The 20,131-nt window shown below is 46.3% G+C and carries 14 protein-coding genes; 3 read left to right on the forward strand and 11 right to left on the reverse strand.

Translation table 11 applies throughout. The annotated features are described in order from the left end of the window. Nucleotides 1-33: 33 nt before the first annotated feature. Nucleotides 34-3,015 carry a PVC-type heme-binding CxxCH protein gene (locus AABW11_RS00575; protein WP_340102543.1) on the reverse strand — a complete coding sequence of 994 codons (2,982 nt, stop codon included), beginning with the start codon at nucleotides 3,013-3,015 and terminating at the stop codon, nucleotides 34-36. A gap of 459 nt (nucleotides 3,016-3,474) precedes the next feature. Between AABW11_RS00575 and AABW11_RS00580 the strand changes: the two genes are divergently transcribed. Then, on the forward strand, nucleotides 3,475-4,131 hold the full coding sequence (locus tag AABW11_RS00580) for an HAD family hydrolase (RefSeq protein WP_340102544.1): 657 nt from the start codon (nucleotides 3,475-3,477) through the stop codon (nucleotides 4,129-4,131). A 202-nt stretch (nucleotides 4,132-4,333) separates the two neighbouring features. Here AABW11_RS00580 and AABW11_RS00585 read toward each other — a convergent pair whose 3' ends face one another. The 6 genes from AABW11_RS00585 to AABW11_RS00610 all read right to left on the reverse strand — a co-directional run bounded on the left by AABW11_RS00585 (nucleotide 4,334) and on the right by AABW11_RS00610 (nucleotide 14,668). Beyond that, complete coding sequence (locus tag AABW11_RS00585) at nucleotides 4,334-5,794, reverse strand: glycoside hydrolase family 97 protein (RefSeq protein WP_340102546.1); 1,461 nt, start codon at nucleotides 5,792-5,794, stop codon at nucleotides 4,334-4,336. Between the two features lie 369 nt (nucleotides 5,795-6,163). Continuing rightward, nucleotides 6,164-6,364 carry a four helix bundle protein gene (locus AABW11_RS00590; protein ID WP_340102547.1) on the reverse strand — a complete coding sequence of 67 codons (201 nt, stop codon included), beginning with the start codon at nucleotides 6,362-6,364 and terminating at the stop codon, nucleotides 6,164-6,166. A 128-nt stretch (nucleotides 6,365-6,492) separates the two neighbouring features. Continuing rightward, a complete protein-coding gene (locus tag AABW11_RS00595) occupies nucleotides 6,493-6,765 on the reverse strand; it encodes a four helix bundle protein (RefSeq protein ID WP_340102548.1) in 273 nt (90 codons plus the stop codon). 185 nt (nucleotides 6,766-6,950) lie between these two features. Next, complete coding sequence (locus AABW11_RS00600; protein ID WP_340102549.1) at nucleotides 6,951-9,347, reverse strand: T9SS type A sorting domain-containing protein; 2,397 nt, start codon at nucleotides 9,345-9,347, stop codon at nucleotides 6,951-6,953. A gap of 867 nt (nucleotides 9,348-10,214) precedes the next feature. Then, nucleotides 10,215-12,656: an SLBB domain-containing protein gene (locus AABW11_RS00605; protein WP_340102550.1), complete on the reverse strand. Its 2,442-nt coding sequence runs from the start codon at nucleotides 12,654-12,656 to the stop codon at nucleotides 10,215-10,217. Between the two features lie 866 nt (nucleotides 12,657-13,522). Then, on the reverse strand, nucleotides 13,523-14,668 hold the full coding sequence (locus AABW11_RS00610) for a hypothetical protein (protein ID WP_340102551.1): 1,146 nt from the start codon (nucleotides 14,666-14,668) through the stop codon (nucleotides 13,523-13,525). Nucleotides 14,669-14,920: 252 nt separating this feature from the next. Here AABW11_RS00610 and AABW11_RS00615 point away from each other — a divergent pair, with 252 nt between their 5' ends. Both AABW11_RS00615 and AABW11_RS00620 read left to right on the forward strand, forming a co-directional pair. After that, the gene (locus AABW11_RS00615; RefSeq protein ID WP_340102552.1) at nucleotides 14,921-15,361 is read left to right on the forward strand and encodes a hypothetical protein; all 441 of its coding nucleotides are present in this window, start codon (nucleotides 14,921-14,923) and stop codon (nucleotides 15,359-15,361) included. A gap of 236 nt (nucleotides 15,362-15,597) precedes the next feature. Then, nucleotides 15,598-16,455, forward strand: a complete 858-nt coding sequence (locus AABW11_RS00620) for an esterase/lipase family protein (protein WP_340102553.1) — start codon at nucleotides 15,598-15,600, stop codon at nucleotides 16,453-16,455. A gap of 620 nt (nucleotides 16,456-17,075) precedes the next feature. Here AABW11_RS00620 and surE read toward each other — a convergent pair. From surE to ubiE, 4 genes are all read right to left on the reverse strand, one after another. Further along, nucleotides 17,076-17,840 carry a 5'/3'-nucleotidase SurE gene (gene surE / locus AABW11_RS00625; RefSeq protein WP_340102554.1) on the reverse strand — a complete coding sequence of 255 codons (765 nt, stop codon included), beginning with the start codon at nucleotides 17,838-17,840 and terminating at the stop codon, nucleotides 17,076-17,078. A 192-nt stretch (nucleotides 17,841-18,032) separates the two neighbouring features. Then, nucleotides 18,033-18,860: a 3-methyl-2-oxobutanoate hydroxymethyltransferase gene (gene panB / locus AABW11_RS00630; RefSeq protein ID WP_340102555.1), complete on the reverse strand. Its 828-nt coding sequence runs from the start codon at nucleotides 18,858-18,860 to the stop codon at nucleotides 18,033-18,035. Further along, complete coding sequence (gene fabZ / locus AABW11_RS00635; RefSeq protein WP_340102556.1) at nucleotides 18,857-19,297, reverse strand: 3-hydroxyacyl-ACP dehydratase FabZ; 441 nt, start codon at nucleotides 19,295-19,297, stop codon at nucleotides 18,857-18,859. Before fabZ ends, panB begins: the two co-directional genes overlap by 4 nt. Nucleotides 19,298-19,439: 142 nt before the next feature. After that, the gene (gene ubiE / locus AABW11_RS00640; RefSeq protein ID WP_340102557.1) at nucleotides 19,440-20,129 is read right to left on the reverse strand and encodes a bifunctional demethylmenaquinone methyltransferase/2-methoxy-6-polyprenyl-1,4-benzoquinol methylase UbiE; all 690 of its coding nucleotides are present in this window, start codon (nucleotides 20,127-20,129) and stop codon (nucleotides 19,440-19,442) included. Between the last annotated feature and the right edge of the window lie 2 nt (nucleotides 20,130-20,131).

The following is a 20,131-nucleotide window of genomic DNA, read 5'->3' on the forward strand; positions in this document are numbered from 1 at the left end:
TATTAGCATCATTTGTTTCCTTTTAGACCGATTCTACCGACTTCCAAACACTTCAGGTGCCCCCATCTTTTCAGAAAGTAAATCGAGAGCTTCATCATAATCTTCAGAAAGCTTTCCTCGCAGCTGACTCAACTGAGACGAAATGTTGCTGCTGAATGACGGTGAATGATCATCAGGCCATTGCTCGGCAACTCCTGTTAAAAACCCAACGCCAATGACAGGGTCAGCTTCTTCAAGTGCCATGAGAAAATCAGGCAGGTGCTCTTCCGGTGAGTCACCAAGTGCATAGTGACCAGCCACTGCCTGAATTGACGAGCTCACGTTTGCTTTATGGGTGCTGTCGGCTCTGGGGCTAATTTGCTGAGTCATGACATGCGAGAAGAAACTCACGTCATTTTTAGCTGCGGCAGCAACTGCTGCATCCCGCATCCACTGGTCATTAGCAGTGCTTTCAAGTGAGATCATCTCTGCAACAGACTGTCCTACTTGTTCCGATGCCGGCATTTCAGCTACTGCAAGGAGTGCGGCCAGACGAACATGTGCATCTGCGGAAATGGTTACCTGCGTTGGCATAGAATAATCCATGTTGCCCGGAACCATTGGGTTAGGCAGATAATCTGCTTTCATGATGTGCTCAAGTGATGTTTCATCACGTGGCAGTGTCATGAGCGCGGCACGCTTAACAGCAGACGCCGGATGATATAATGCAGCTTGTGCCGCTGCCAAAGCTTCAGTATTGCTTCCGTCGAGTGCTCCTATTCCGTGAAGAGTCCACAACGCGTGAAGTGCACCGGGATTGAGACCTAATTCATCTACAGTTTCGTTCTCAACAAGTTCAATCAAAGCAGGAACCACATCCTGTTCGCCACGTTCTACAAGCAGACGCTGAGATGTGAGTCTCCAAAACATATTATCGTGGGTAAGTGCTTCTACCATCTCATCAGGAGTTGCACCATCAAGATTCATATCCTGGGAGTGATCAGCATCTTTATGAACAATTCGGTAAATACGGGCATGATCTCTATCCCGCAGATCGTTCAGATATGCATTTCCTTCGCCCGTTTCGTAGCCTTCAGGCGTAGGATTATGCTGAATAACAAGGTTATACCAGTCCAAAACCCAAAGTGCACCGTCCGGCCCTACTTTAGACTGAATGGGTGAAAACCATTCATCCTGGCTTGCCATCATATTCCGATTATTAAAAGCAGAGTATGAACTTCCGTCTTTCTCAATAATGAATTCTCCTAAAAGGTGCCCAGTGGGAGCGGCTACAAATGCACGCTTGTTCCAGTATGTTTCAGGAAAATCCCGTGCCGTGTACATATGGAATCCGGAGCCGGCTGTGTATCGTCCGTGCTGATCAACCTGTCGTACCTCATCAAGCAGTGGATATATTAAGTTAGAATTGGCGATCATACGAATGCGTGGATTTCGTCCCAAACCCCGAACGCTGTTATAAAATCTATTGGGAACAACACTATGAAGAGGAACATCACGGTTGGCGGTTGAGCCAAAAACCTGGCCTTCTTCATTAAAACCAAGGCCCCATGTATTATTTGTGGTGTTCGACACATATTCGAGGCTTGATCCATCAGGCTGAAAACGATAAAATCCGCTGCTAAATCGGATTTGCTCACCATTTACGGTGCCGTCAAATGCGGAATAACCCACGGTTCCCCAAATCTGGTTATCGAACCCATAACGAAGGTTACTCGGCCCGGCATGCGTATCAAATGTTCCCCAGCCGGTGAAAAGTACTTCTTGCTTATCAGCAACATCATCGCCATCGGTATCACTGATGTAAATGAAATCAGGTGCTTGTGAAATAATCACGCCATCTTTGTGAAGTACCAGACTTGTAGGAATGTTGAGGCTATCGGCAAAGATAGTCGTCTTATCGGCTTTTCCATCTCCGTCAGTGTCCTCAAGAATTTTAATACGGTCGTTACCCCTACGACCTTCTACAAATTTATTAGGGTAATCGACAGTTTCGGTAACCCAAAGTCGTCCTTTTTCATCCCAGTCGAGATCAATTGGATTTATCACCATATCCTCTGAAGCAAACAGCTGGACCTCAAATTCAGGTGTTACAAGTACATGATCCCGTGACTCTTCAGGAGTAAGTGGATTCTGAATTTTTGTAATGGGCTCGCCCACAGTTCCCCAAGGCTCACCTGCAGGATAGTATGGTAATTTTCCTTCTCCGAATGTGAAAGTAGGAGGTGTGAAATCAGCGTCGAGGGCCCAGTCGCCAGACGTCCATCGTGTGGCGCGTTCTATTAATTTCTTAAAACCTTCTTTTTGCCATGTGCGCTCATCGTGTCCCCATGCGGTGTAAAATACGCGGCCATCGCCCTGATTGCGAACCCATGTCCATGGTTCTTCATGATCGCCTTCAACCCTAACAGATAGCACTTCTTTATCGGGATTGTGCTTCATGTGTACATACGTTTCATCCCAGCTTTCAAATTCAGGAACTCCCTGCAGCACAGGGTGATTGGGGTTTTGATGCTCTACTGAAAATGTGCCACTTCCGTGTGCTTTAAAAGCTCCGCCAATAAGATTGACAAACGCATCGGAGTCATTAAAAGAAGCGGATGCTGAGTGAATAGCGATAATTCCGCCCCCATTATTTACATACGTTAATAAGTCCGTTTCTTGCTGCTTGGGGAGTCCGGTTCTGTTGCCATAAATCATCAACGCATCATATTTATTGAGATTCTCCAGGTTCAGATCACTTTGATGCTCTGTATGATGCAGATAAATACCTCTTTCAGCCAGGTATGGCGTTAAATCATTCACTCTGATATCCGGCCTGTGATGCCCGGTATCACCGAGAAATAAAATATCAAGCTGGCTTCGGTCGTCCGTTGCTGATTCCATCTGTGAAGAGGCATCGGTGCTCTGTGGGGCTTGCTGAGGCTCGCTCGTCGATTGCTGTGTTGCACAAGACACCACAAACAGCAGCATAAAAAGCAGCGCACCGCTTGTTTGAAAAAGAGTAGATCTGATCATTTGTATCATGGATAAATTGGGATGTTAAATGAGTAAGTCCTGAACGCTTCTGTTTTCTGTGATTCAGGGTTAAAACAAAGTATGACCAGGCATTACTTTATACCCGGTTTGTATACTTTCTGTATATAAACATTACACACGCAATTTGACTAATATTTTAATTTTGAATGCATGACGATTCTTAAAGTAAACAGCCCTGAAAGCTCTGATAACCTGTTCGAAGCGCTTGCATCAAAAAACAAAAAAAGTCAGCTTTACACCTTAAAAAATCCGATAATTGATGTATCATAATAAAGTGTATATGTAACACTTAGTAAATAGTTAAATAGCTGAACAGATGCAACAACTGCTATATTAAAAATCGTAACTAATTTGTTATCCACACTTCTGTTTTCTACTGCTTTAGCCTCATCTTATATTGACCTATTAATATCTAAAATCTTATATAGTTAGAATCGTATGTCTACATCTATCGGCGCAATTTTCGACATGGACGGTGTGATTGTCCATAGCAACCCGGCTCATGAAGAAACCATAATAGAGTTTTGCGAGAAATACGACCGTGATGTCTCCGATGAATTCCTTCGTAATAATATTTTTGGACGCACCAATAAAGAATGGATTCCTGAACTTTTTGGCGATATTACAGGCGATACACTAGCATCCTACGCTGATGAAAAAGAAGCGATGTTCAGAGAGCGGTTTGATCCCTCCTCGGCAATGATAGACGGCATTGTCTCATTTCTGGATCAGTTGAAAGAGAAATCGATTCCATGCGTATTGGCCACATCAGCCCCCGGGGCCAATGCTGATTATATCCTTGACGCGTTAAATATTAGATCACATTTTAAAACCATTCTGGATTCATCTCACGTAAATCTGGGTAAGCCGGAACCTGAAGTTTATCTGAAAGCTGCGAAATCACTGAACCTCCCTCCATCGCAGTGCATCGTGTTTGAAGATTCCCTTGCCGGTGTTGAAGCGGGCAGGCGGGCCGGTGCACATGTGGTGGGCATTACCTCTACTCATACATCCGAAGAGCTTGGTGATTGCGTGGCAACCTATGAAAACTTCAGCGAGATTGATTTGGATGAGCTGCTGGAGTTGATAGATTAGACGTATTTCTCTGCATCAGAAAAAGCAAGCTTACAGCCACCCCTTGCCCCTACTTACCGAAGGAGGGGAATATTATATTCTCAATTTAACATTGAGCATAATGATGTGCTATCAGAACTTTAATCTGAAACGAGAGCGGAAGAACCCGCCTCGACGGCCGGATTGACTTTTCAGCTTTTGGTCATCGAAAAACCATTATCTCCTATCTTTTATCTGATATCTTAAAAGTTATCACAAATCCACCGTTGGGCTTCATCATCACGGTGTGGTAGTCGCCGGGTGAATGAGTGAAAGTATCATGGCTAAATGTCATCGGCTCTTTTCCGTCAGTTATGATTGTGCCTTCTGCTGAGCCACTCAGGAAAGGCAGTTCAAATTCTACAGTTTTACTTTCTTCTTCCCCATTGATTCCGGCCAAAAACCAGATGGTACCCGACCGACGGGCAATGATCACAAATTCACCGGGATACCCGTCAACAAATTGTGTTTCATCCAAGGCTGCCGGAATTTGTTTGATGGTTTCCTTGATGTATTGCGGAACCCTCTCCATACCTTCCGCCGTTTCGGCAAAATGCTGAACACCCGAGAGAAAAATAATGGGATGCGCCAGTTCCTGCACTGATGTCGTGACCCTGTCGATACCGGGTATCTCATCGAGGCTCATGGGCGTGTAGTCCATCGGGTCGAATACGTTTCTTGTGAACGGCAAAACTGTAGCGTGCGACGGTGCTTCATTCTGATTGGCCTGCTCGAAGGTTTTGAATTCGAACCCGCGAACAGACTCCATCGTCATCAGGTTAGGATAAGTTCGGTGCCAGCCCCGAGGCAGCGTTGACCCGTGGGTATTTACCATCAACTGGTAGTTGTGAGCATCCTCTAAAATGTCGATATAATATTGCAGTGCCGACTGCCCATCCCCCGGAAAGAAATCGACCTTGATGCCGCGAATACCAATTTTCTGTAGCCGGCTTAATTCCTCGCGGCGGTCTGCTTCCGTCAGCAGCGCACTTTTTGGCGTGTAGGGTGAGCTATTCCAGTCACCAGATGAATTGTACCATATCCAGATGCCAACTCCCTTGTCATCCGCGTAATTCACAAGCTCCTGAATACGATCGTAGCCGATTGTCTCATACCAGTTCACATCAATCAGCGTATACTCCCATTCCATGTCGGCTGCGTAATCAATAAACTCAACTTGGCGGTCGTAATTGACAGAGGCATCTTTCAGCTTTACCCAGCTCCATGAGGCCCTGCCTGCATCGATATATGACGTTTCCTTATATTCTGTTGGTTTTGCAAGATCGGTTCCGAGTGTTGATTCAACAATTGCCTCCAAATCTCCGATCGCTATCACACGCCAGGGAGATTGCCACGGTGTTTCAAATAAGGGTCCGCGAATTCTGCCGGTCACCACTTCTTCATCTGCCGGATAGCCAACCTGGTAGACTCCATCCTCAGAAACCGTGCGCAACCGGGTTCCGGGGTAACTACCGTCCATACCCGATTCAATAATTAGCAACCAGTCGTTATCAGCGATTTGAAATAGGGCCGGATACGACCAGCCCACACCCAGCGTGGAGGGCCTTCCTACATCAATCCCGATTTCATAATATTCTTCGTAGGATGGATTGGTTTCCGACCATCCTGTATTCATAACCGTCATAGGCGTCAGCCACGCTTAGCAGTACATCAACCAAGCTCCTCTCTAAGAAATAAAGCAGACTCTTGCAGGAATCCTCCAAAAGCAGTCGGATACTCTGCCAGGTCTTTAAATTCGAGTCTAAAAGTCTACCCTCCATGTCAGCGTTTTTTTCGTGAGAGGGAATCGCTAAATGACGGAGAGACGGAGAGACGGAGAGACGGAGAGACGGAGAGACGGAGAGACGGAGAGACGGAGAGACGGAGAGACGGAGAGACGGAGAGACGGAGAGAAATTTGTCAACAGACTAATCAAAAAGCAAAAAAAACTGAATAAATTCTCTATATTTATTAGAGTTTTTCACTCTCTCACTCTCTCCCACCTATCTCCTTCTCAAAAAGACCATTTCTCCGGATGGCTTGCCATGTTAACCAGTTTTCCAATGATATGATCGTACTCCCGATCTAATTTTTTATGTGTTTTCAGTTCGATGTATCCGCATTTAAGTGAGAAATCCAGCCATGTTTGTGTTTCTGCGGCTTCTGCTTCAGCATCGGATAGGTTCGAAACAAACGCTTTACCCGAATTATTCACAAATAGTTATAACTTTAAAAATTGGGTTTTAGGTAACATTTTTTCACACAAATAAAGTGATAGCCCAAAATAGTATGCCATTTAAGTCAGCGTAATTTTTTTGTAAGCTTCGTTGCAGTGAAAAAAGCTTACTCAAGGTACCAATGGTACCCTTCCGTCGCTTTTTCCACTACGCCTTGCTCACAATAAAATTTCTTGGTGAATAATCCGGGTTCCGGATATTTCCTTTTTCTGAATGCTTCTGAGATATTCACGGCTACCGATCGCGATGATCTGCGTACTTGGTCTGTCAGCGAGTACTGCTCCTCCCGCGGAAACGACTTAGACAGTTCAAATAAATTCATGGATGCATTAAATGACATTTGATATACATCAAGCTCTCTGTGTGACCGTATCCTCATTCCATTACCCAAAACTTTTTCTTTCAGATTTAAAATATCTACGTTTCTGCAAAAACCGTAGATTTGAGATGGAGAGAGTGGGTGAGGGAGAAAGTGGAAGACTGAGTGAGGGAGTGATGGGGAGAAGTTTGTCAAACTAATTCACTCCTTCTCCCACTCTCTCCTTCACTCCCTCACTCCCTCAATCATTTCAATAGCAGCATCTTCCTCGTCTGCACCACCCCATTTGCTTTCAGCCGGTAAAGATACAAACCACTTGACAACGCTGAGGCGTCAAACTGGTAGATGTAGCTTCCGGCGGGACGGGTATCATACGTCACTGACGCTACTTTTCGTCCAATGGCGTCGAAGACCTCAATTTGGGCAGCTCCCGGTTCAGATAGTGTAAACGGAATTGTGGTCACCGGGTTGAATGGATTCGGATAGTTCGACAAGAGTTCGGTTCGAACGGGATGTTCATTGACCGCAGGTTCAACCGATACAGCCGTTTCCGAAGTGAGTTCCACATCATTGAGATCCGATGTTTGTCCATTAGCCGTTACAGATCCGCGGAGCAGGCGTACAGTACCGGAATGTTGCCAGGCCTGCTCTGCGTGAACTCTCAGCCGGACCAGGTTTAAGGACGTTTTCGGCTCTACCGCTCCTTTGTGGACAACTGCGGCGGCGAAGATGCCTTCTTTATGTTTCTTAAACTGCAGGAGCCTGTTTTCTTGTTCCCACTCCTCTCCCCAGTCAAACGGGGTCACTTCCGTGATGCTCCAGTACTCATCATCCAACCCCTGGATGTCAGCCCTGAACGCTATCCCGGAAATATCAACCGGTTCATTTGCAGTGACGTAAATATCTGTCGCCTGACCGGCTTTGAGAGGTTTAATCTCCAGATTTGCAAGAGGTGCCAGTTGATTTTCAGCCATCTTAAGGGCCGGGACGGAATCATCAAAGTGAAGGCCAATAGGTTGCAGATCGTTTTGATCGACCCGTCCGTCACCATTGGCATCAACTGGAGTTACAATCGCGGGAATCCACTCTTCCACTTCTCGTGCCTCAAACTGTATAGATGGGTAGATCGCCGGCGGCCCTTCAGACAGCCAGTATGTTGCAAGCTCAAGTACATCTTGCTCATTAACAGTATCGTCGTTATTCGCATCTCCGGGCCATACATCTACCCGTGTGGGCGTAATGGCCTGACCGGTAATGAGAATATCATCAATTCTACTGGTTCCGCCGCTACTGATGTCGTTATCCGTTTTTCCATCAACCCGAACATCAGAGGTTTGAAGCCATCGGATATACACGGCTGGTTCATCCTCGAGTGAAGCCGGCAGTGGCAGCTGATTGATGCTTTCCTGCCCGATGCTGTCAACAATGATCGTACCTCCGGCCAGGTTAGTCCAGCTGGTTCCATCCGTACTGTGCTGAACCTGGAAGTCCCTCGGTCCCGTACTGCTTCCTCCGCTCTGGTCTGATGACAGCTTCAGATCTTCGAGGCCTTCTGTATTTATCATAACCTGCCAGTAGTTTGCTCCTTCAGTGAATTGATCCCAGCCGTTTGAGTTGGCGGCACTGCTTGTAAACCCGTTTATACTGGCTCCATTTAGCTCAAGTTGATTGGTTTGATTCGGGTAGGTAGCGCGGTCGGGGATGTACAAATCATTGTTGAACGTCCATTCAGCTACCGTATACTGGTACTGACCCTGCTGCTGGATATCAAGCGTGGCAGACGGGTTTGTAGATGCATCCCAAAAGCCGCCAATACCGCCGAAAGAATACTCGTTTGAGTTTACGATTTCACTCCTGAGCGCGATGTAGTAGGTCCCAACCGGACGCTGAAAAGCAATTTCTCCGCTATAGGTGAAATAGTCTGTATCAGACTGCTCGACGAACGTCATAAGCTCCCATTTTTCCGGGCCCCATGTTGAGGGATCCGAATTGTCTTCATTTACGCCAACCCAGACATTCAGTGTATCGGTGTTCTCATCATCAAAAGTGATGCCTGTGGCGAAAATCTCGCCGGTTGCCTCAAAGGATTCACCTTCTGTTACGGTGATAGCTCCCGGCGTTCTTATGTTCAGATCAACAACCGTTTTCTTAACTGTGTATTCCGCATCCGCAGGAGTGGTGAAATCGATACCCATTCCCTGGGAATCGGCAAAGTTGATGTTCGAATAGGAGATCTCCCCCTCCCCGGCTACCGGATATTGATTCACGGTGAATGTAACCTGCAAGAGGTCGTCTGCTGTTAGTGCCGCTAATGGGTCAGTACGCGTGACCGAAATTCCATAAACGCCCGGCGAGATGGAATTAAAGATAATTTCTCCATCTGGCAACATGGCGCCGGCAGGTGACGCAGTCAGGAATTCCAGCTGATCAGGATCGTACTCGATTTCTGCAGAAAAGAAGTATATATCAGACGGCGTATCCGTCGAAAATGTAAGCGTTACATCTTCTCCTGAAATCAGTTCAGCTGCCGACAGGTCAGCCTGTATACCGACTGTTTGTGACCTGGCCTGTGTACTTGCCATGATTAAAATTAAAATAAGTATGAGATGGAATTGTAGTATCGGTGGTTTTATAGTTTTCATAGGTCTCTTGTTATGTTTTGAATGTATGGTGAAGTGAAGCTTTACTCCTGATACCCTGTTCTGTTTATTCAGGGTGATTACCTGTATGAGCAATTTGAGGCGTTTGCCTTACAGACTTTTTTTATTTTTTTTTTGGGGAATGCGAAGCAAGGAATCGTGAGAAGGATGATAATGAGTGAGGGCTTGCCTGCCGAAGCCTTGGCGCAGGTTGGAGTGAGGAAGAGAGACAAGATTTCGATTTCTGAACAAAGCTTCACGGAACACACCCCTGAGTTTCTGACCCTACCCCGGCCCCTCCCTGCCTCGCCCTGACGGGACTCGGCATGGAGGGGAGCTTCGAAATAAACCTACTGGTCTTGAACGTTTAACTGTATCGAAATTTGTTATCGAATTTTTTTCACCCCTCCAGATGGGATTTATAGAGATTTCTGCCGATTCTGGGTATCAAACTCTATAAGTTTTAAAGCAACGAAATCCCCTCTCTGAGAGGGGAAAAGGATCTGAAAAATGCGAAGCAGATTTTCAGACCGAGGGGTGTGTCGATGGGAATAGAGCTAAGGAAGCAATTTCGAATTCCGGTCAAGGACACGGAACACACCCTTTTTTTCTGGAGGGAGAGATGAGGTGATGGAGTGAGTTGGTGATGGTTTTTGGACCAATCTTGAGACTGTTCAGAAAATTTTATATCGGAGTTTGGAGCCATGACTTTGGCAGACAGTCTATCACTCAATCCCTCCTTCTCTCAGCCTCTCATTCTCTCAATCACGGTTCTATTTCTGATTTATGCCTGAAAATAATACATTCAGACTTTGGCAGGAATCCTTCGAATGCTGTCGGATACTCTGTCAGGTCTGAAATGCGGGAAGATCACCGACGAATCTGGAAAATGGTATTCGTCACAATAGCCGCCATGGAGATAATGGTAGAATAGATGGCAATTCGTTCTTGGGGACTCATTTCTGCTGCTTCCTCTTTTGTTGGAATAACAATTGTGGCCCCGGGTTCTATTGGAGGGTTGTTTCTAAAGAATAGAAAGCGTTTCGACCGATCCACTTCCCCATTGGCATACACCACGTACGCCCTCTTTTTTAATGCTTGATCGGTGTAGCCGCCGGCTTTATCCACGGCGTCACGAAGAGATAACCCGTCTTCATACCGAACCTGAACCGGAAACAGAACTTCGCCTTCTACTCTGACTGTCTGAAGCTCAGCGGGAATCTCCAGGACATCACCCGGCTCAAGTTTGAGGTCATCAGCACTGCCGGGGTTTCTCATGATGTCAACCAGACGAATTCCTACCTTCGAGCTACCCCGCCTATTTAATTGAATTTCTTCATCCAGAGACTCTAATTCTCGGAGTGTCTGTTCGTCTCCATTTGGATCTCTCGATAAAGAAGCTCCTTCCGGATACGCAAACTCCGACATACCACCGGCCCACTCTATCAAGTCGCTGATTCGGGCATCACGGCTGTCGAGCACATAGCTGCCGGGAAAATTAACTTCTCCCTGGATCTGCACGGATTGTTGAGCCCTGTAATTTGGCATGGTTCTAACCAATATCTGGTCAAACGGCTGTAGCTTAAAGTCTTCGTCTCCGGTATCAAATTCCAGGTTCTCATCAATGTCGAAACTAAACCTTTCGGCAAGCTGATTTCCTTTTGTGAACCGGTCTTCACCCGTCAGGCGGCGGCTGAGTTCAATTCTATATGGGGCCGCTGATTCCCGGAATCCATCAGCAAGATAAATGGCGTCACTAATCGTTAGATTCTCAACATAGGCAAACTCTCCGCCCTCATTGACCGCCCCGCTCACCTGGATGGTATACTCTTCACGCAGATCAAAGAGTGATGATATTTGAACGATATCATCTCGCCTGAGGGTAATATCATCCGATACACCGTTCATCACATCAGCTACAGAAAATGCAAGCGTTCGGACTGTGAGATCGTCCTGGGTTCTGAAAATCACGCCGCGCTGCATGTACGCATCTTCCCGTAACCCGGAGGCTTTCTCAATCAAATCAGTTAGCATCATGTCTTCATCCAGCTCATATTCTCCTTCGCGAAAAACAGCGCCTCGGATCGACACACGGTTTTCATACCGGTCCAGCAGCTCACCCACCCGAATTTCATCACCGCTGCGCAAAACAAGGTCAGCACCCTCGGGCCATCTGACATCCGATATGCTTCGCTGAATGTCTGTGTTTCGCCGGAGAACCAATCGCCGTGTAAATGCACGATCTGTAAAACCACTGGCATATTCAATGAGGTCGGCGAGTGTTTCGTCTTCCGTCATTTCAAAAACAGCAGGTTGCTTTACCTCTCCCCTCAGCTCTACTCTGCTGATGTACGGATCAATTTTGATGATATCCTGGTCTCGTAGTCGGATATTATCGCACTGATCTCCATATACCAAGAAGTCATAAATATCGAGCGTGGCGGCAATCTCATTGCCTCGAATAATCTGAATGTCCCGGAATGTACCTGAATTCGTTGGTCCACCGGATGCATACAGCGCATTGAACACTGTTGCAAGGGATGAGATCGTGTAGGTTCCGGGTTGATTCACTTCACCGAGAATGGTCACCTTAATACTTCGCACATTTCCCAGGGACACATCCGCATAGGTGGTGGCATTTTGCGGATTATTTGGCCGGAGACCGGAATAAATATCCTGCAGGCGGCTTAAAATTCTGTCGCGTGCATCCTGGATACTGAGACCGGACAGCTGAATAGGGCCAAGACTGGGAATTCGAACGACTCCTTCCGGCGTGATGGTCAGATCATAATTAGCCTCTGCCGCTCCCCAGATATTAATCACGATTTCATCACCCACACCAAGTGTATAATCGATGGGCGTTGGAATATTGAATGAAGGTTCAAACGTGATGGACCGGTCCCTGAACAGGTTTGAACCAAATACACGAAGCTGGCGGTCCGGCTGTTCAACTGCCGATGTCCGGACCATATCGTCCCCTCCCTCAGTCATCGTTTCTACCTGGCGAAGGCTGCCCGTTTGCGTTTCTGACACATCGGAATCCGTTTGAGATCTTACCTGGTTTAGGCGGGATTGCAGTTTTGATACCTCGGCTGCCGGCATGCCGCGGCTCTGTGCAAGAGCACTAATTTCCTGAACGCCGAGGTTTTCTTCCTGCGCCCGCTCCCAGACCTGCCGAATTTGTGCATCCGAGAGATCGTCGACATTGACCGATGCAAAATCGATTCCGCCGAGATTTTGAGCATTGAGCTGAATTGTAAATAACAGGCAAAATAGGGCAGCAAATACTCCTGATAGCCGAATAAATTTCATGTAACAATTGTTTGATGGAAAATTTTGTAGTCCCAAAGATAGAAAATTAAAAAGATTTAACGAATGTGTTTTGTACTGAATAATCATTCTTTGAAAAACTACTAAAAGTTTGTCAAATATCGTGCCAATCAGTGAAAGGTTGAGGCTTCGGTGGTTGTTACAGAGAGCCTTAGCCTTTAGTCGCCCTGTCTTTGTCGCGGAATTGACTGCCTTTTCGAAGCAGGTTGAGGCTGAGGGATGTTGTTACAGAGAACCTAAACCTTTAGTAGCTCTGTCGTTGTCGCGGAATTGGCTGCCTTTTCGAAGCAGGCTGAGGCTGATGGATGTTGTTACAGAGAACCTCAGCCTTTAGTAGTTTTGTATGTGTCGCCACATATCGTGACTTCACGAAAAAGGTTAAGGCTGGGGATTTCGAAACGGAGAACCTCAACCTTAAGTAACTTCGATCAGGCCGCCGAATAACGTGACTTTTCAAAGAAGGTTGAGGCTTAGTGAAGTCGAAACGAAGACCCTCAACCTTTAGTAGTTTTGTATGTGTCGCCAAATATCGTGACTTCACGGAGAAGGTTAAGGTTGGGGATTTCGAAACTGAGAACCTCAACCTTGAGTAACTTCGATCTGGCCGCCGAATAACGTGACTTTTTTAAGAAGGTTGAGGTTGAGGGATGTTGATACAGAGAACCTCAGCCTTTAGTAATTACGGCTAGGTCGCCGCATTTCGTTACTAAAAGGTGAAGGTTGAGGTTGAGAAGTGCTGACACGAAGAACCTCAACCTTAAGTAACTTCAGTCAGATCGCCGCATTTCGCGACTTCAAGGAGAAGGTTAAGGCTAAGTGAAGTTGATACAGAGAACCTCAGCCCCAACTCAACACTCCCACTTATACGTTCGATGCGTCTTATGATGATAGCAGCCCAGTGCTTCGAGGCTGCGCTGCATGAGCCAGTTTTTTTCGCTGACCCATGCGCCTTCAAGGTATTCGAGAGATGGGCAGGCGGCTTTGGTCATTTGGATACCACGAATGAAGACGAGCGCTTCGAGGCCTTTTTTGCGATACTCCGGCAGCGTTCCAAATACGAGGGTCCGGAGGCGGCATGCCCTTCGTTTAAGCAGAAAAAGTCGCGGAATCTGCCACCAGTGCATTCGTCCGCCGGTTTTTTTTGATACCTGGTTCAGATCGGGAATAGAAACCACAAACGAGGCCGGAACGCCATCAATCGATGCAATAAGAACACTGTCGTTTATGACGATGCGCTTCATTTGATTCACCATCTCCATCACCGTCTCGCGGGTCAGCTCCGTGAACTCGTGTTCCCGATCTACAATATCCTGGTCGGCCCAGGCGCGGTTGTAGATATTTCGGATCGCTTCGGCATCTTTTTCCGGGTTTTTAAAATTGACGGGACGAATCTCCACATTCAGCCGATCTTCTATCCTGTCGGTAATCTTCACGAGCCGTTCAGGCAGCGGCTGATCAAAATCTCGCCGGTAGCTCCAGTGATCATCCAGTTTCTCCGCGCCTGACGCTTCTACCAACTCTTTGTAATAGGCGTGATGATAGTGCATGCCGTAGATGGGCTCCTCATCAAAATTCTCAACGAGTAGTCCCCAGAAGTTGTCATTTTCACCAAAATTGATGGGACCCCGAAATGCATTGTACCCTCTTTGTTGATGCCAGCCGGATGCAAATTCAATGACGCCATTCATCACCTGCTGATCATTCACAAGTTCCAAAAATCCAATCCCACCCATTGTCGGATCCAGAACCGCATCGCGTTTAGGCTGGTTCATCAGCGCAAATCGGGCAACCGGTTGATTAGCCTCATCAAACATGAGAAACCGTTCGCACTCCCCTGTCTTAAAAAAAGAATTTTTATCGGGATCAAAAATTTTCTCTATTTCAAACCTGAAAGGAGGAATCCAAGCAGGCGTATCTTTATAGAGTTTAGCCTGAAATGAATGAAACAGCTCAACGCCTTCATTGTCAGTAATCTTTTCAAATCTGTATGCCATCAGAGTTCAGCAATTCTTACATTTAAAGATGCGACTAACAAATCTGAGCTCGACTATAGTTAAGGGATAATGCTCTCCCCTCCTGTGTAAGGAGGGGCCGGAAGTGGTTGCCCAAAAGTTGTTTGAATTCGAACCCAGATTTAAGCCATTATTTACGTCGCAAGTATAATCAATACAACACACATTGTTTAATTATTTTGCTGATAATGCATCGGTTGTTGTTCTAAAAAACCATTTTAAGAAGCCAATCCAATGAGTAAAAAAGGATGGATTACATTACTACTGTTTGTGTGCTGCCTGATGGCTGCCACACTTCATGTTCAAGTTGAACCGGGACCAGAACCAATCCTTCATTCGCCGGCACAGCTTGATTCACTGCTTGCTCAAACGACATATGATTTCAGGGTACCGGCAGAACACATTCGAATTCAGACGGTAAGGCATGATTCGTTGTTTCAGCGAAAGAATTACAGAATTCATGTTCCGCCTGGTTTTTCAAAAACGACGTTTCACCATCACCTGAGCGCACGGGTGTCGCCTCTGGATGTATCACTATATGGTGCCGTTCAATTTCCTGAAAGAGATTTAATTCTCAACGTACTTTACAATAACACCGTCTTTAGAACGATCACTCTTGAAACAGATCCGGATCTGGCGCTACAATCGTCCCCTATCCCGAGATTGCCCGACTAACCTCTGAATTTGCAATGAACTGACTTAGGTCCGATCCTACAAGGTATCAACTAAAAACCAATAACTTTTTGACCAATACAAAGCTTATTTTGGAGTGTCCCCCTTTAAAGGGGGCAATGGGGGATGATCAGTTCTGTTTCAGAACCAAGTTCAGGTCACCTCGTGACTAAGAATTCTATCTTTTTCCGACCAAGAGGGTCGAGAAATAAACCACTTATGATAAAGTTACCTGTCTCATGAAATTTATCGAACCACAAAAATTTCTGAAAAAATTTGAGCTGCTTGATTTCCCCCAGCCTGAAATTCTGCAACTTCAATACCCGGTGTTTATGTGTCACGGCTACGGCGGAATTGCAGGGTTGGTTCGCCCCGCTCCTATTCACGAACCCTGCATGACGCTTCGGAGTCATGGAATTCATGCATTTGCACCCAACATCGTGCCTTATGCCACAATATCTACCCGGGCTGAGCAGTGGGCGGAAAAAATTGAACAGCTCCAGGAACAGTATGGATATAAAAAATTCAATGTCGTTGGCCACAGTATGGGCGGATTGGATATGCGGTACGCTATCTCTAAACTCAATATTGCAGATTCAGTAGCGTCGTTAACAACGATTGCCACGCCTCACAGGGGAACAAGCCTGGCTGAGCTTGTACTCACCACTCCCGGATTGCTCCGTGAAAAACTCGGGGAAGTCTTCGATTGGTTTGGGGAAAGTATCTTTCCTAATGCAAAAAGCAACGCCGTAGCAGCTGTTGAACAGCTCACAAGAGATTATGTAATAAACGAATTTAACCCGGCGGTACCGGATCACAAAGAAGTCTCCTACTTCTCATTCAGCGCTGCAGTCGGGCGGGGGACCAATCATCCGCTAAACCCAATCTATCGCTACCAGAACATGCACATCTACAAGCAGGAAGGCCTGAATGATTCCTTTGTATCTGTCGAAAGTTCCGCATGGGGAAAACATCTTCAAACCGCGCCCCTCAGCCACATGGAACAGCTGGATCTGCAGGTCAGCAGGGAGCGAAAAAAATATGTAGAACACTTTTGGCTGGACTTGGTGGAGAATCTTCGGGAGAAGGGGTTGTAGGGATTGAAACGGAGAACCTCAGCCTTAAGGAGTTTCGAGTGGGCTTTTGAATTCGCTGCCTTTTCAGAAGAGGTTGAGGTTTAGGAGAGTTGTAACAAAGAGCCTCAGCCTTAAGGAGTTTCGAGTGGGCAATAGAAGCCGCTGCCATTGCGGATAAGGTTGAGGTTGAGGAAAGCTTGAACAAAGAGCCTCAGCCTTTAGTAATCTTGAGAGGACATCAAAATTCGCCTCCCTTTCAGAGAAGGTTGAGGAGGGTTGAAACGGAGAACCATAGCCTTCAGTAGTTTCGATTGGGCAACAGAAGCCGCTGCCTTTGCGGAGAAGGTTGAGGTTTAGAAGGGTTGCAACATAGAGCCTCAGCCTTGAGTAAATTATGAGAAGGCATCAGAATTCGCTGCCATTTCAGAAAAGGTTAAGGTTTAGTAAATCTGAAATAGAGAACCTCAGCCTTTAGTAATTCTGTGTGCAATAGGAATGAGATTGCTTTTTCGAAATAGGTTGAGGTTTAGGAGGATTGCAATATAGAACCTCAGCCTTAAGTAATTTTGAGAGGGCATCAGAAATCACTGCCTCTTCGGAGAAGGTTGAGGTTTAGAAAAACTGTACCAAAGTACCTGCCTTTAAAGCTCCACATCTTTCATTCTTTCAAGCAGATCTCTGGCAGTGAGGTCGTATTGGATGGGTGTTAATGACGCGTACCCGTCATCCAGTGCCTCAATATCGGTTCCGCCGGTTTTTTCGAGAAGCTCAAATTTGCCGGTCATCCAGTAATAGTCGCGGTTATTGGGATCGACGCGGCCTTCGAACTCCTCAACATACCGGCTCTTGGCCTGGTGTGCCCATTTAATTCCTTTTAAAGGACCGGACGGTGCATTCACATTAAGGGTCACCCCTTTTTCCAGACCATTTTCCAATACGAATCGGATCACTTTTCGGGCAACTTCCTTGCATCCTGACAGATCTGCATCCTCATCAAAATCGGTACACGAAAATGCAATGGATGGGTACCCCAGGACGGTGCCTTCCGTTGCGGCGCTTACAGTTCCGGAGTAGATAATATTGATTCCTGCGTTACTACCGTGATTAATCCCGCTCACCACAAGGTCCGGTTTGCGGTCCAAAAGCTGATTATGAGCCAGCTTAATGCAGTCGGCCGGGGTGCCGTTGACAGACTTCCCTTTAAAACGCCCATCGAACGTAAACTCCTGAGCACGCAATGGAGTAGTAACTGTAATAGCATGACCCACCGCGCTCTGCTGGCGGTCTGGGGCCACAACCTGAACCTCCCCGAATTCTGAGGCCGTATCTGCCAGTGCTTTTATTCCGTTTGAAAAAATACCATCATCATTACAAACAAGTATCAGAGGTTGCTTCTTAGCCGTCATTCAGAATATATATTTTTTAAGTTTTAAAGGGATTATGTAGAGAATGAATATTAATTATAGTCATCCCGGCCTTTGAGCCGGGATCTCCAATCACTGCATAGAATTGGTCTTAAATAAATTATGGAGATGCCGGATCGGGGTCCGGCATGACAAACATTAGCCATCATCTACAATAACTCCAATAGACTAAGATTAATTATATCGTTCATTTTCATTAGGGAAATCGCTCTCTTTAACATCGCTAATATATTGCTTTACAGCGCCCGTCATTTCACTGTGAAGATCGGCATACCGCCGCAAAAACCGCGGACTGAAATCTTTATTTAGTCCCAGCATGTCGTGTGTCACAAGCACTTGGCCATCACAGTGCGGACCAGCACCAATACCAATTGTTGGAATTGACAGTTCAGCCGTTACTTTTTCGGCTAAGGGTGATGGAATTTTCTCCAGAACGATTGAAAAGACACCTGCCTTTTCAAGCTTTTTAGCGTCTTCGAGTAGCTGCTCTGCCTCCTCTTCTTCTTTGGCACGTACCTTGTATGTGCCAAATTTGTAGATGCTTTGCGGCGTAAGACCAAGGTGCCCCATCACAGGGATTCCCGCATCAACAATTTTTTTAACCGTTTTTGATATCGTTTTACCGCCCTCGAGTTTAACAGCATGGGCTCCGGCCTCTTTCATCATTCGCCCGGCGCTGATCAGTGCTTCTTTTGGCGTCACCTGATAGCTCATGAAGGGCAGATCGGCAATGACCAGCGCCCGCTCCACTCCGCGAACCACACACGATGTATGGTAGATCATGTGATCAAGGGTCATTGGAACTGTCGTATCAAAACCGGCCATTACATTACTGGCGGAATCCCCCACGAGAATGACGTCAATGCCGGCTGAATCAACAATGCCTGCCATCGTGTAGTCATAAGCCGTCAGCATGCTGATCTTCTCGTTCTGCTGCTTCATTTGAACAACAGTCTGAGTCGTCACTTTATCCTGACGATCTGATCGTTTTTGACTGCTCATGAATTCTCCCGGGGTACAATTGCCGATGAGGCGTCGAGTTCACAAACAACTTTCCCGTCAACCGTGGCCTTGCCTTTCATGTTCACAAAATTGCGCCTGTGGTTAGCAAGTTCGATCTCCATCATAAGCTGATCGCCCGGCACCACGGACTTCCGAAATTTTGCGTTATTAATGCCGGTAAACACAATGAGCACCTCGTCGGGATTTTCAATAAGGCTGCTGTTCATCAGCATCAGGCATCCGCTCTGAGCCATCGCCTCAACCTGTAGCACTCCCGGCATGATTGGCTGACCCGGGAAATGGCCGTTAAAAAACTCTTCATTGACCGTTACATTTTTTAAAGTAACGATTCGCTTTTCTTCGAGTTCAATGACTCTATCTACAAGCAGAAATGGATATCGATGGGGTATGTAATTTTTTATTTCCTGAATATTCATGTAAACGTACCGTGGTTTTTACAGATGTATGTGTCAGTGATATCGCTACTGTGTATTGCTGATAATCAATACTTCTTTTATTTGGCCGATAAGCGACACTTACCGGGAAACAAAGTTAACATCAAGGAGCACAATATAGTAATTATTTCACGGTACCCACATACACATAGGCAATTCCACCGGTAAGGCTTTCCGCCTCTTTTTGGAAAAACATACCAGATTCATCCATCAAATCAATAAATGCCTGTCCCGCCGGGAATTTGGCACTTGTTTCCGGCAGGTAGGTGTATGCATCACGGTTTCCGCTGATCCAGCCTCCCACAGTAGGCATCACATATTTACTGTAAAACTGATAGGGATATTTCACGACTCCATCTGGCTGACCGAATTCAAGAACAACAACTGTTCCGCCTGGTTTCACGACACGTGCCATCTCTTTAAGGCACTTCAGCGGATCATCTACATTGCGAATTCCGAAGGCAATACTGGCAACATCAAAGCTATCATCGTCATAAGGCAAGTCCATAGCGTCGGCCACTTCAAATTCTACAACGAGTTGCTTTTTATCGGCTTTTGCGGGGGCGTGTTCAATCATCTCTTTGCAAAAGTCGGTCCCTTTCACAAAGCCTGAGTGGCCTACTTTTTTCTTAAATTCAAATGCCAGATCGCCGGTACCGGTAGCACAATCAAGTACGTGGTCTCCTTGTTTAGCGCGACTCATCTGTACAGTTTTCTTTCGCCATGCATTGTGCACTCCAAACGAAAGAATACTGTTGATGCGATCATAATCATCGGCTATATCGGCAAACATGTGTCGAACTTTCTCACTCATAC

Source organism: Rhodohalobacter sp. 8-1 (genome assembly GCF_038150125.1).
GTDB lineage: Bacteria > Bacteroidota > Rhodothermia > Balneolales > Balneolaceae > SW132.

Bases quoted from the DNA above. Each gene is read 5' to 3' on its own strand.
- AABW11_RS00575 (WP_340102543.1), bottom strand. From the start codon at position 3,015: ATGATCAGATCTACTCTTTTTCAAACAAGCGGTGCGCTGCTTTTTATG.
- AABW11_RS00580 (WP_340102544.1), top strand. From the start codon at position 3,475: ATGTCTACATCTATCGGCGCAATTTTCGACATGGACGGTGTGATTGTC.
- AABW11_RS00585 (WP_340102546.1), bottom strand. From the start codon at position 5,794: ATGACGGTTATGAATACAGGATGGTCGGAAACCAATCCATCCTACGAA.
- AABW11_RS00595 (WP_340102548.1), bottom strand. From the start codon at position 6,765: ATGAGGATACGGTCACACAGAGAGCTTGATGTATATCAAATGTCATTT.
- AABW11_RS00600 (WP_340102549.1), bottom strand. From the start codon at position 9,347: ATGAAAACTATAAAACCACCGATACTACAATTCCATCTCATACTTATT.
- AABW11_RS00605 (WP_340102550.1), bottom strand. From the start codon at position 12,656: ATGAAATTTATTCGGCTATCAGGAGTATTTGCTGCCCTATTTTGCCTG.
- AABW11_RS00610 (WP_340102551.1), bottom strand. From the start codon at position 14,668: ATGGCATACAGATTTGAAAAGATTACTGACAATGAAGGCGTTGAGCTG.
- AABW11_RS00615 (WP_340102552.1), top strand. From the start codon at position 14,921: ATGAGTAAAAAAGGATGGATTACATTACTACTGTTTGTGTGCTGCCTG.
- AABW11_RS00620 (WP_340102553.1), top strand. From the start codon at position 15,598: ATGAAATTTATCGAACCACAAAAATTTCTGAAAAAATTTGAGCTGCTT.
- surE (WP_340102554.1), bottom strand. From the start codon at position 17,840: ATGACGGCTAAGAAGCAACCTCTGATACTTGTTTGTAATGATGATGGT.
- panB (WP_340102555.1), bottom strand. From the start codon at position 18,860: ATGAGCAGTCAAAAACGATCAGATCGTCAGGATAAAGTGACGACTCAG.
- fabZ (WP_340102556.1), bottom strand. From the start codon at position 19,297: ATGAATATTCAGGAAATAAAAAATTACATACCCCATCGATATCCATTT.
- ubiE (WP_340102557.1), bottom strand. From the start codon at position 20,129: ATGAGTGAGAAAGTTCGACACATGTTTGCCGATATAGCCGATGATTAT.